The following is an 11463-nucleotide window of genomic DNA, read 5'->3' on the forward strand; positions in this document are numbered from 1 at the left end:
AACCACCTCTAAGAGACCCCTCCGACACCCCCGCCCCGTTTTCGGGCATATAAGCCCGAGCTGTGGACAACTCGCCGGATTTCTTTTCTGTGGAGGACTTTCCCTGCTGCCGGAAAAACTCTTTGATCAGGGATTCTCTAGACTTCGTAGTCCCGGTTGTAGAGCTCCAGGACCTCGTCGATCGGTCCGTCCAGGATCAGCTTTCCTTTGTCCAGATACAGGCCGCGTGTGCAGAAGCGCCGCAGGTCCTTCTCATTGTGCGAGACGAAGAACAGGGTCCGTCCGCCGGCGAGGAGCTCTTCGATCCGGCGGTAGCACTTCTCCCGGAAGCCGCGGTCGCCGACGGCCAGCACCTCGTCCACGAGCAAGACCGGCTCCTCGAGCTGCGAGATGACCGAGAACGCGATGCGCACTTTCATCCCGCTCGACAGGTGTTTGTAAGGCGTGTCGACGAAGTCGCCGATCTCGGCGAAGCCGATGATCTCATCGAAGCGCGCGTCGATCTCGCCGCGCGACATTCCGTGCAGGCCCGCGGTCAGGTAGACGTTGTCGCGCACGGTGAGGTCGTCGACGAACCCGCCGGTGATCTCGATCAGCGGGGCGACCCCCTCGCCGACGGTCACCCGCCCTTCGTCGGGGAGCAGGACGCCCGCCACGAGCTTCAGGAGCGTCGACTTTCCCTGGCCGTTGCGGCCGACCACGCCGATCGACTCGCCGGCCTCGACCCGGAAGCCGACGCCGCGCAGCGCCCAGAAGTCGTCCGGCCGCACACGGCGCTGGTGGGAGCCGAACAAGTCCTTGAACGACCGGCGTCCACCGCGGTTGCGGCGGAATCGGACCCCGAGCCCGGTGACGTCGATGACGCTGTCCATCAGATCTCCTTCAGCACATCGCGCTCGTAGCGTTTGAACACCAGCCAGCCCACGATGAGGAACACCACCGACATCCCGGCGCTCATGCTCACCAGATACCAATCCAGCTCGCCGGCGAAGAAGGCGGCCCGGTAGAGACTGAAGATGCCGGTGAGAGGGTTGAACCCCGACCAGAAGTGCAGTGAGAACACGGTGTCGCTCCCTGCGCCCGGATGCTCGGCGAGGTACGAGGCACACTTCTTGGCGGCTATGCCGATTCCGCATCCGCCCGGCAGATCGCGCGCGCTGTAGATGATCGGCGACGCATAGAAGAGGAACCGCAGCCCGAGCTTCACGACGCGCTCCAGATCGCGGAAGAGCACCACCAGCGGGGCGACCAGCAGCCCGACGCCGACGGTGAGCACCGCCTGGATGACGACGGCGAGCGGAAAAAGCAGGGCGTCGATGTTCACTCTCGCGCCCGTCGCGATCGCGAAGACCCCGAGCACCGGGAGGGAGAGCAGGAACTCGATCCCTTTGGAAGCGACGATCCGGTTGACCCAGATCGTTCGCGGGATCATCGTCGAGCGGATGAGCTTGGCTTCGCGCAGAAAGGCCCGTGTGCTGTCGGAGACGGCCCCGTTGAACCACATCCACGGAAGCAGCGCAGCCAGCAGGAAGACGATGTACGGGTCCTCGCCCACGCCGCGATGGAAGATCACCGTGAAGACGAACCAATAGATCGCGCTCATCACGAGCGGGTCCAGGATGGACCACACATAGCCGAGCGCGCTGGTGGAGTAGCGGACTCTCAGATCGCGCTTGGTCAGCAGCCACAGCGAGTGCCGATACCGCGTGAAGCGGGAACGCTGCGCGGGGCGCATGTCAGCGGTTGTCCTGGTCACGGGAACCCATCGTCTTGATCGAGGCCGTGCGCGAGATCACACGGCGCTTCGACTATACGAAAAGATTCGCGCGCTCCAAGTCCTCCTGGAAGTCGACCTCGACCGCGTACAGGTCGGAGATGTCCACCGGTTCGACCAGCAGGCGGTCCTGCTCGATGGACAGCTCGATGCCACGCTCGAAGTAGTCCTGGTCTCCGACGCGCTGCAACTGGCGCAGCAGGCCGGCCTTGTCCTTGGCGGAGATGTAGTTGATGCCGACAGCCTCGCCGAGGCCGCCCTTGACGGTCTTGGACAGCTCGTGGATGTAGCCCTCCGGGCCGGTGGTGTATTTGACCTCCTCGTCGGCGACCGACGAGGTGTTGACGGTGACGAAGGTCTGGTCGCGGTTCACCATCGCGGCGCCGCGGACGAGCACGGCCGGGTCGAAGACGACGTCGCCGTTCATCCACAGCACGCCGCCGGGGCCGGACGCCTGGAGAGCGCGCATGAGGCTCTTGGAGGTATTCGTCTGGTCGTACTGCTCGTTGTAGACGAATCCGGCGTCCGGGAACGCCTCGATGATGTGCTCGAGCTTGTAGCCGACGACGATCGTGACCGTGACATCCCTGCCGAAAGCCGCGTGGATATTGTCGAACTGCTGCTGCATGATCGTGCGGCCGTCGCTCAGCTCGGTCAACGGCTTCGGAAGGCTCCGGCCGAGGCGGCTGCCCATACCGGCCGCGAGGATCACTACCTGGGTCGTCACAATCATCTCCTTGAATCCGCGCGACGAACCGGCGCGGCCGGTGGCCGGCACACCTGTTCCTCCGGGAGTTCACCCGGGGCTCGGGCGCTGTGCGCATGTCGACAATGCCGTTATGTAGAGTACCGGCGGCCCTCAAGCGGTGGCAGAGATCACGGCAGGTCGTTGTGGGGTCGTTATGTTCCTCACAGGATTTTCCTAGGCAGGTATTCGCGTTTCACGGCTGCGCGAGAGGACACGCACCGTGTGCTGAGTTGGTACGGTTGCGAGGTGAGTTTCGAGCGCGCGAACGACACGAGGGGGGAGCGCATGGCCGAGGTCAGGACCGAACAGCCCACGGCCGAGCCGCTGGATGCGAAGTCTGCCGGTACGAGCGCCGGTCATGCGTCGCAGAAGAGGACTCCCTCCAAGACGGCGTCTGCCGTCGCCGGGTCGAGCGCCCGGGCGTCGGCCTCGCGGAAGCGGAGCGCTCCGGCGAACTCGGCCGCGCCCCGCACCACATCGAAGACCGATGCCGCTCCCGCGGCACCGGAACCGCTCCCGACCGTGCTCACCCTCGACGGGCTCCGGAAACGCTACGGTTCGACTGTCGCCGTGGACGATGTCAGCCTGGAAGTGCGCGAGGGCTCCTTCTTCGGCATTGTCGGACCCAACGGCGCGGGCAAGACGACGACGCTCTCCATGATCACCGGTCTGCTCCGTCCCGATGCCGGGAGCGTGGTGGTACACGGAGTGGATGTCTGGGCCGAGCAGGTGCGCGCCAAACACGTCATCGGCGTCCTGCCCGACAAGCTCCGGCTCTTCGACCGGCTGACGGGTGCCCAGTTCCTGCACTACGCGGGCACCCTGCGCGGGCTGAACGCGAAGACCGTCCGCTCCCGCAGCGCCGACCTCGCCGCCGCTTTCGGCATCGAGGACGCCCTCGGCCGCCTTGTGGCCGACTACTCCGCCGGTATGATGAAGAAGATCGCCCTGGCGGCCTCGATGATCCACTCACCGAGACTGCTCGTCCTGGACGAGCCGTTCGAGTCCGTCGACCCGGTCTCGGCCGCGAACGTCATCGACATTCTGCAGCGCTACACGGCCGCGGGCGGCGCGGTGGTGCTCTCCAGCCACGGGATGGATATGATCCAGCGCGTCTGCGACAGCGTCGCGATCATCGTGGGCGGACGGGTGCTCGCCGCGGGCACGATCGACCAGGTGCGCGGGGAGCGGACGCTCGAAGAGCGTTTCGTGGAACTCGCGGGCGGGCGCAAGGCGGCGGAGGGCATGGAGTGGTTGCACAGTTTCTCCGACTGAAGCTCGCCCTGATGGGGAACGCCTTCCGGCGCAGCCCCTGGCAGGTGTTCGGCCTCGTCCTCGGCCTTCTGTACGGTCTCGTCTTCGCGTTCGCCGTCGTGGCGGCTCTGGTCGGCGCCCGGGCGCTGCCGGACGCGGCCGGTGTCCACAGCCTCCTCGTCGTCGCCGGGTCGATCCTCGTGCTCGGGTTCGTGCTCCTGCCCCTGTTTTTCGGTGTGGACGACACTCTCGTTCCGCAGAAGTTCGCTCTGTTCGGCCTCCCGGGACGGACGGTGGCTCTCGGTCTGCTGCTCTCCGGGCTCATCGGTGTGCCGGGGCTCGTGCTCATCGCGTGCGGGTTCGCGACCGTCGTGACCTGGTCGCGGGAGGCCGGTTCGACGATCCTCGCGCTGGCGTGCGCCGCAGTCATGGTGCTGACGTGCGTGCTGGCGTCCCGCGTCGCCGCAGCGGTGGCGGCAGTGTTCCCGTCCGCCGTCCGCCCGCGCGCGGCGAAGAGGGCGATCGGGACGCTGCTGCTCGTTCTGCTCCCGCCTGCCGCCCTACTGCTGGCCGTCGCCGGGGGGCGCGGCGCCCTCGGCGCTGTGAACGTCCTCAGCGGCTGGTTGCGGTGGACGCCGCTGGGCGCGGTGTGGAGCGCTCCCGGTTCAGCGGCCTCCGGCGACACCGGCGCCGCGCTGTTCCAACTGCTCATCGCGCTCGCGACGCTGGCCGCGCTCTGGTTCGGCTGGCTGGCGCTCGTGGGCCATGCGCTGACCGCGCCGGCGCGGCAGCCGGAGGCGCGCGACGAAGGGGGTCTCGGCTGGTTCGCGCGCGTCCCCGGCGGTCCCACCGCTGCCATCGCGGCCCGCTCGATGACCTACTGGGGCCGGGATGCGCGCTATTGGGTCGCCCTGCTCGTCGTCCCCGTTTTCCCTGTGATCGCCGTCGTCGCTCTCCTCCTCGCTGGTCTGCCGCCGCACTACGTCTCGCTCGTGCCGCTGCCGCTGCTCTGTCTGTTCCTCGGCTGGAGCGTCCACAACGATGTCGCTTTCGACGGCACGGCGGTCTGGCTGCACATCGTCTCCGGCGCCCGGGGCTTTGCCGACCGGCTCGGCCGGATGCTCCCCGTGGCCGCCGTCGGCATCCCGGTCGTCGCCGTCGGCTCCCTCATCACCGCTGCCGCGTACGGAGACGAGGCTATCCTCCCCGCCGTCGCGGCGCTGAGCGGCGCCCTCCTCAGTGTCGGGCTGGGCCTCTCGAGCGTCACGTCGGTGCTGTTCCCTTACCCGGCCACCCGGCCGGGAGACAGCGCGTTCACGCAGCCGCAGTACTCCGGTGCGTCGGCCGCGCTCATCCAAGCGCTCAGCCTGTGCGCGGTGCTCGTGCTCTCCTCGCCGGTGCTCCTGTTCCTGGTGCTCGGCATCCGCGTCGGCCCGTTCTGGTTCGGGGTCGCGCCGGTGGCGGCCGCGCTCATCGGCTTCGTGACTCTGTTCGGCGGCGTGTGGCTGGGCGGGCGCGCGTTCGACCGGCGTGGCCCGGAGCTCATGGCGTTCGCTCAGCGCAGCGACTGAGCCTGCTCGCGACCGGCCTACACTAGGGGGATGAACCACGCCAGCATCTCCGAACCCGGCGGCATGCCCTCCGGCGGTGGCGCCACGACCCTTGATCGCGAGCGCGAGGAACTCGCCCAGAACGTCGAGCCCGGCGACCATGAGCGCTTCTCGCACTACGTGAAGAAGGAGCAGATCCTCGAGTCCGCGATCACCGGGAAGCCGGTCAAAGCGCTGTGCGGCAAGATGTGGACACCGGGTCGGGACCCAGAGAAGTTCCCGGTCTGCCCGGCCTGCAAGGAGATCTACGAGAAGCTGCGAGACGAGTGACGGGCCCTCACTCGAAGACGGTCGGCAGCACCGGGTCGCCACGGCTCATCCGGAACGCCTGATCCGGCAGTTCCCGCATCGCCATCGCCCGGTGCTCCCGGGCGCGGCGCACGCCCTCCGCGCCCAGATGCTCGGGATGGACCTCCCCGTTCGTGACGAGCGGCACCAGCAGAGCCCGTCCGCTTTCGTCCGGGACCTCGCCTTCCTTCACGAGGTGGATCGCCTCGGCGAGGGCCCGGCCTGACGCGTCCACCCGCCGCACCGGGTGCTTCCGCCCGCCGACGCTCGCCTTGCCGTCCGACTTCTTGGCCACCGGGGTCCACTCGCCGTCGCCGTCCTGGCTGCGGTGGGCGACGAGCTTGTAGACCATCCCGGACGCGGGGGAGCCGGAGCCGGTGACGACCGAGGTCCCGACACCGTACGAGTCGACCGGGGAGGCCGAGAGCGCCGCGATCGTGAACTCGTCGAGGTCGTTGGTGACCGTGATGCGTGTGCTCGTCGCGCCGAGCGAGTCCAGCTGTTCCCGCACCCGGCGGACGAGGGTCGGCAGGTCGCCCGAGTCGAGCCGCACAGCCCCGAGCCGGGTGCCCGCGACGCGCACGGCCGTCTCGATGGCCCGCTCGACGTCGAAGGTGTCGACCAGCAGCGTCGTCCCGGAGCCGAGCGCGGCGACCTGGGCGCGGAAAGCGTCCTCTTCGCTGTCGTGCAGGAGTGTGAAGGCGTGCGCGGCCGTCCCCATCGTCGGCACGCCCCACGATCGGCCGGCCTCCAGGTTCGAGGTCGCTCCGAAACCGGCGATGTAGGCGGCCCGGGCGGCGGCGACGGCGTTGCACTCGCCGGTGCGCCGCGATCCCATCTCGGCGATCGGGCGGCCGCCGGCCGCCGTGACCATGCGAGAGGCCGCGGAAGCCACGGCCGAGTCGTAGTTGACGATGCTGAGGATCAGCGTCTCGAGGATGACCCCTTCGGCGAACGGCGCCTCCACGATCAGGAACGGCGACCCGGGGAAGAACACCTCGCCCTCGCGGTATCCGCGGATCGTGCCAGAGAAGCGGTACCCGGCGAGCCAGTCGAGCGTCTCCGGGCGCACAATCGCGTTCTCGCGCAGATAGTCGAGGTCCTCGTCGTGGAAGCGGAACTCCCGCAGCAGCCCGAGGAGGCGTCCCGTCCCGGCGAGGATGCCGTAGCGCCGTCCCGGCGGCAGGCGCCGTGTGAACGCCTCGAAGACGCACTCGCGGTCGTGGGTACACGCCAGCAGCGCGGCATCCACCATGGTGAGTTCGTAGCGGTCGGTCAGGAGCGCGGAGGACTCGGTCACTGCTCAACCCTAGCGGCGGGTAGGCTGGGTTGCTGTGACGGATGCGCCGATTGGGATCTTCGACTCGGGTGTCGGCGGCCTGACCGTCGCCCGGGCGATCCGCGACCAGCTGCCGAACGAGTCGATCCTCTATGTGGGAGACACCGCTCACTCGCCCTATGGGCCCAAGCCGATCGCCGATGTGCGCCGCTATTCGCTCGAGGTGCTCGACCTTCTCGTCGAGCAGGGCGTCAAGCTGCTCGTCATCGCCTGCAACACCGCCTCCTCCGCCGTGTTGAGGGACGCGCGCGAGCGCTACGCGGTCCCGGTGGTGGAGGTCATCCAGCCGGCCGTGCGGCGCGCTGTGGCCGCGACCCGCACCGGGCGCGTCGGGGTGATCGGGACCGTGGGAACCATCGCCTCCCGTGCCTACGAGGACGCCTTCGCCGCCGCGCCCGAGCTGCGTCTCTTCTCGCGGGCGTGCCCGCGGTTCGTGGAGTTCGTGGAGACCGGCGTCACGAGCGGCGACGAGGTCCTGCGCGTCACCGCCGAGTACCTTCAGCCGCTCCGGGACGCCGATGTGGACACCCTCGTCCTCGGCTGCACCCACTATCCGTTCCTCGAAGGCGCCATCTCCTATGTCATGGGGGAGGGCGTCTCGCTCGTCTCCAGCGACATCGAGACCGCGAAGGATGTGTACCGCATCCTCGTCAGCCGGGGGCTCGAGCGTCACGAGTCCGCGCCGCCCACGGTCCGCTATGAGGCGACCGGCCTCGATGCCGACCACTTCCTGCGCCTCGCTCACCGTTTCATCGGCCCGGAGGTCTCCCGGGTCGATCTGGTGCAGACGGGCGTGATCGACCTGCCGCTCTGAGCGCGCCTCCGCGCCTCCCGCCCACACCCAAGGAGAGTCACCGTGACCGACACCACCCGCGCTGACGGGCGCACCGCCGACCAGCTGCGACCGGTCACCATCGAGCGCGCCTGGAACCGGCAGGCGGAGGGCTCCGCCCTCGTCTCCTTTGGCGGCACGCGCGTGCTGTGTACGGCCTCGTTCACCAACGGCGTCCCGCGCTGGATGTCGGGCAAAGGCCGCGGGTGGGTCACCGCCGAATACGCCATGCTCCCGCGCTCGACCAACGACCGCATGGATCGTGAGTCGGTCAAGGGCCGCATCGGCGGGCGCACGCACGAGATCAGCCGGCTGATCGGCCGCAGCCTCCGCGCGGTGGTGGACATGAAGGCGCTCGGCGAGAACACGATCGTGCTCGACTGCGATGTCCTCCAGGCCGACGGCGGCACGCGCACCGCCGCGATCACCGGCGCTTATGTCGCGCTCGCCGACGCGCTCGCGTGGGGCCGCGAGCACCGTTTCATCGGGCAGAAGGCCGTCCCTCTAATCGACTCGGTCTCGGCGGTCTCCGTCGGAATCGTCGAAGGCTCCCCGATGCTCGACCTCGCCTACACCGAGGATGTCCGCGCCGAGACCGACATGAATGTCGTCGTCACCGGCCGTGGCCTGTTCGTGGAGGTGCAGGGCACCGCCGAGGGCGCGCCGTTCGACCGCAGCGAGCTGAACGGCCTGCTCGATCTGGCGCTCGCCGGCACGACGGAGCTGGCCGCTGTCCAGTCGGCCGCCCTCGCCGCCCCGGCGCCGGGGCGCGAGGGCTGATGGTCCGCGTCGTCCTCGCCACCCACAACCGGAACAAGGCGCTCGAGTTCCAGCAGATTCTGGGGGATGCCGTCCCCGGCCTCGAGATCGTCGGCTACGACGGTCCTGAGCCCGTCGAGGACGGCGTCACCTTTGAGCAGAACGCGCTCATCAAGGCGTGCGCCGCCGCCGAGCGCACCGGGATGATCGCGCTCGCCGACGATTCCGGCATCTGCGTCGATGCGATGGGCGGCGCTCCGGGCATCTTCTCCGCGCGCTGGGCGGGGCGGCACGGCGACGCACAGGCCAATCTGCGGCTCCTCCTCGATCAGCTCGCCGATCTGCCGGACTCCTCCCGTGCCGCGCACTTCACCGCCACACTCGCACTGGTCACGCCGGAGGGCGGGACGACCGTCGTGGAGGGTGTCTGGCCCGGTCGCATCGCCCGCGAGGCCCGCGGCGGCCACGGTCACGGCTACGACCCGATCTTCCTCCCCGACGGCCACACCGTGACCGCGGCGGAGCTGGGGCCGGAGGCGAAGAACGCGCAGAGCCATCGGGCCCGCGCGTTCGCGGCGATCGTGCCGGCGCTGCGCGCGCTGAGCCGGCCAGGGAACTGACCGTTCAGACGTCCAGCGTCGGCTGTGTGGGCGCCGCCTTTTCGGCCTGTGCCTCCTCGGCCAGACGCTTCTTCTTGGCTTTGCGCATCGTCTGGATGTAGTGGAAGAGCGTGGGGATGAGTGTGATGACGACCGCGCCGATCAGGATGACGTCGATGTACTCCGAGACGAACCTGGCGACGGGCGGGATGTATCCGATGAGGTAGCCGAACAGTGTGAGGCCCGCGCCCCAGATCAGCGCGCCGATCGCGTTGTAGAGCGAGTACTTCTTGTAGCTCATGTGGCCGACGCCCGCGGCGACCGGCGCGAAGGTGCGCACGATCGGGACGAACCGGGCGACGATGATCGCCAGGGCGCCGAAGCGGTCGAAGAAGCGGTTCGTGCGGCGCACGTTCTCCATGCTGAACAGGCCGCTCTCCTTGCGCTCGAACACGCGCGGTCCAGCCTTGTGGCCGATCAGATAGCCGACCTCGCCGCCGAGGAAGGCGGCCATGGCGATGAAGAGGCAGACCCACCAGATATCGATGTCGAAGACCCGGGAGCTGTTGGTGAGCAGCCCCGAGATCACCAGCAGCGTATCGCCCGGGAGCAGGAAGCCGACCAGGAGCCCGGTCTCGGCGAACACGATCCCGCAGACGACCAGGAGGGCCCACGGCCCCGCGGCGGAGATGATCGTCTCGGGGTTGAGCCAGGGGATGAGGCCAGCGTGATGGATCAAAGCTCTCCAGGGTGGGATTCGGGTGGCTGTGCCCGAGTTTAGTCGGCCGAAGCTGCGCGAAGCGTGCGAATGCTTCCCCGTGGGGAAAGATCGTCCTCTGGTCTGACGGCGGCCGGCCGGGAGCGCGGGAGGCCGGGAGTGCGGGAGAAGGGACTCGAACCCTCACGCCGAAGCACAGGAACCTAAATCCTGCGTGTCTGCCAGTTTCACCACTCCCGCGGCGCGCGCTGGGCGCGGCTACGACACTAGTGCATCCACCCGCGGGGCCGCCCGGGTCCGGGTTCGCCACCGGGTTTCGGTCCCCGGGTAGGCTGTGTACGCCATGATTGAACTCGACCTCACCGTGCAGATCGCCGAGCTGCGCTCCACCCTCGCCGACATCACCGCCGTCGTGGACATCGACAAGCTCCGCGCTGCCATCGCCGACCTCAGCGAGCGGGCGGGGGCGCCGGACCTCTGGGACGACACCGCGAACGCGCAGAAGGTCACCAGCGCGCTCAGCCATCGCCAGTCGGAGCTCGCCCGCATCACCGCGATCCAGCAGCGTCTCGACGACCTGGAGGTGCTCGTCGAGCTCGCCAACGAGGGCGACGATGAGGAATCCGCCGCTGAGGCCCGCGCCGAACTCGAAGCCTTGCAGAAGGCGCTCGGCGATCTCGAAGTGCAGACGCTGCTGAGCGGCGAATACGACGAGCGCGCTGCCATCGTCACCATCCGCTCCGGCGCCGGAGGGGACGACGCCACCGATTTCGCCGAGATGCTGCTGCGGATGTACCTGCGCTGGGCCGAGCAGCACAAGTACCCGGTCACGGTCATGGACACGTCCTATGCCGAGGGCGCGGGCATCAAGTCCGCGACCTTCGAGGTCGATGTGCCCTACGCTTTCGGCACCCTCTCGGTCGAGGCGGGCACCCATCGCCTGGCTCGCATCAGCCCGTTCGGATCGGCCGACAAACGTCAGACGTCCTTCGCGGCGGTCGAGGTCATCCCGCTGATGGAAGAGGCCAATCAGGTGGACGTCCCCGAGGGCGACATCCGTGTGGATGTCTTCCGCTCCTCCGGTCCCGGCGGTCAATCGGTCAACACGACCGATTCGGCTGTGCGCCTCACCCACCTCCCGACCGGCATCGTAGTGTCGATGCAGAACGAGAAGTCGCAGATCCAGAACCGGGCCGCGGCGATGCGCGTGCTCCAGACCCGTCTGCTCCTGCTCCAGAAGGAGGAGGAGGCGGCCAAGAAGAAGGAGCTCGCCGGGAACATCACCGCGAGCTGGGGCGACCAGATGCGCTCCTACTTCCTCTACGGTCAACAGCTGGTCAAGGATCTCCGCACCGGGTATGAGTCGGGCAACCCGGCGACCGTTTTCGATGGTGACCTCGACGGCTTCATCGCCGCGGGCATCCGCTGGCGCGCGGGGAGCAAAGCGGAGACTCAGGGGTAGCGACGCTGGCGCGCAGCGCACTGTCAGGCTTCCGGTCTGCGGGCATGTCGCACTGTCGGATTCGGCGCTGGATGTCTACT

General features: G+C 68.5%; 12 protein-coding genes and 1 tRNA gene. 7 read left to right on the plus strand and 6 right to left on the minus strand.

Translation table 11 applies throughout. The annotated features are described in order from the left end of the window. Positions 1-137: 137 nt before the first annotated feature. From O159_RS04040 to O159_RS04050, 3 genes are all read right to left on the minus strand, one after another. On the minus strand, positions 138-872 hold the full coding sequence (locus tag O159_RS04040) for an ABC transporter ATP-binding protein (protein WP_021754484.1): 735 nt from the start codon (positions 870-872) through the stop codon (positions 138-140). Continuing rightward, positions 872-1735 (minus strand): ABC transporter permease, encoded by an 864-nt coding sequence (locus O159_RS04045; protein WP_021754485.1) that lies wholly within the window; start codon positions 1733-1735, stop codon positions 872-874. Before O159_RS04045 ends, O159_RS04040 begins: the two co-directional genes overlap by 1 nt. A 73-nt stretch (positions 1736-1808) precedes the next feature. Continuing rightward, positions 1809-2501 (minus strand): phosphocholine cytidylyltransferase family protein, encoded by a 693-nt coding sequence (locus O159_RS04050; RefSeq protein ID WP_043993992.1) that lies wholly within the window; start codon positions 2499-2501, stop codon positions 1809-1811. Between the two features lie 306 nt (positions 2502-2807). Between O159_RS04050 and O159_RS04055 the strand changes: the two genes are divergently transcribed. The 3 genes from O159_RS04055 to O159_RS04065 are packed head-to-tail and all read left to right on the plus strand — an operon-like array spanning position 2808 to position 5656. After that, complete coding sequence (locus O159_RS04055) at positions 2808-3797, plus strand: ABC transporter ATP-binding protein (RefSeq protein ID WP_407929762.1); 990 nt, start codon at positions 2808-2810, stop codon at positions 3795-3797. Then, complete coding sequence (locus O159_RS04060; RefSeq protein ID WP_236609537.1) at positions 3773-5347, plus strand: hypothetical protein; 1575 nt, start codon at positions 3773-3775, stop codon at positions 5345-5347. The genes O159_RS04055 and O159_RS04060 overlap by 25 nt, the downstream gene beginning before the upstream one ends. 30 nt (positions 5348-5377) lie before the next feature. Then, positions 5378-5656 carry a DUF3039 domain-containing protein gene (locus O159_RS04065; RefSeq protein WP_021754489.1) on the plus strand — a complete coding sequence of 93 codons (279 nt, stop codon included), beginning with the start codon at positions 5378-5380 and terminating at the stop codon, positions 5654-5656. Between the two features lie 7 nt (positions 5657-5663). On the opposite strand, the gene O159_RS04070 is transcribed toward O159_RS04065, so the two are convergent. Continuing rightward, positions 5664-6974 carry a nicotinate phosphoribosyltransferase gene (locus tag O159_RS04070; RefSeq protein ID WP_021754490.1) on the minus strand — a complete coding sequence of 437 codons (1311 nt, stop codon included), beginning with the start codon at positions 6972-6974 and terminating at the stop codon, positions 5664-5666. Between the two features lie 34 nt (positions 6975-7008). Here O159_RS04070 and murI point away from each other — a divergent pair, with 34 nt between their 5' ends. The 3 genes from murI to rdgB are packed head-to-tail and all read left to right on the plus strand — an operon-like array spanning position 7009 to position 9224. After that, positions 7009-7827, plus strand: coding sequence for a glutamate racemase (gene murI / locus O159_RS04075; RefSeq protein ID WP_021754491.1), 819 nt, complete (start codon positions 7009-7011; stop codon positions 7825-7827). Positions 7828-7869: 42 nt separating this feature from the next. Next, complete coding sequence (rph, locus tag O159_RS04080) at positions 7870-8625, plus strand: ribonuclease PH (RefSeq protein ID WP_021754492.1); 756 nt, start codon at positions 7870-7872, stop codon at positions 8623-8625. Further along, a complete protein-coding gene (gene rdgB, locus O159_RS04085; RefSeq protein WP_021754493.1) occupies positions 8625-9224 on the plus strand; it encodes an RdgB/HAM1 family non-canonical purine NTP pyrophosphatase in 600 nt (199 codons plus the stop codon). Before rph ends, rdgB begins: the two co-directional genes overlap by 1 nt. A 4-nt stretch (positions 9225-9228) precedes the next feature. Here rdgB and O159_RS04090 read toward each other — a convergent pair whose 3' ends face one another. Together O159_RS04090 and O159_RS04095 are read right to left on the minus strand one after the other, a co-directional pair. Beyond that, positions 9229-9939, minus strand: a complete 711-nt coding sequence (locus O159_RS04090; protein WP_407929763.1) for a DedA family protein — start codon at positions 9937-9939, stop codon at positions 9229-9231. Positions 9940-10081: 142 nt separating this feature from the next. Beyond that, a tRNA-Leu gene (locus O159_RS04095) sits at positions 10082-10161 on the minus strand. 103 nt (positions 10162-10264) lie between these two features. Here O159_RS04095 and prfB point away from each other — a divergent pair. Then, a complete protein-coding gene (prfB, locus tag O159_RS04100; RefSeq protein ID WP_043993496.1) occupies positions 10265-11383 on the plus strand; it encodes a peptide chain release factor 2 in 1119 nt (372 codons plus the stop codon). Positions 11384-11463 lie beyond the last annotated feature (80 nt).

Source organism: Leifsonia xyli subsp. cynodontis DSM 46306, from assembly GCF_000470775.1.
Lineage (GTDB): Bacteria > Actinomycetota > Actinomycetes > Actinomycetales > Microbacteriaceae > Leifsonia > Leifsonia cynodontis.

Excerpts from the sequence above, each read along its gene's own strand:
- O159_RS04040 (WP_021754484.1), bottom strand. The coding sequence starts at position 872 with ATGGACAGCGTCATCGACGTCACCGGGCTCGGGGTCCGATTCCGCCGC.
- O159_RS04045 (WP_021754485.1), bottom strand. The coding sequence starts at position 1,735 with ATGCGCCCCGCGCAGCGTTCCCGCTTCACGCGGTATCGGCACTCGCTG.
- O159_RS04055 (WP_407929762.1), top strand. The coding sequence starts at position 2,808 with ATGGCCGAGGTCAGGACCGAACAGCCCACGGCCGAGCCGCTGGATGCG.
- O159_RS04065 (WP_021754489.1), top strand. The coding sequence starts at position 5,378 with ATGAACCACGCCAGCATCTCCGAACCCGGCGGCATGCCCTCCGGCGGT.
- rdgB (WP_021754493.1), top strand. The coding sequence starts at position 8,625 with ATGGTCCGCGTCGTCCTCGCCACCCACAACCGGAACAAGGCGCTCGAG.
- prfB (WP_043993496.1), top strand. The coding sequence starts at position 10,265 with ATGATTGAACTCGACCTCACCGTGCAGATCGCCGAGCTGCGCTCCACC.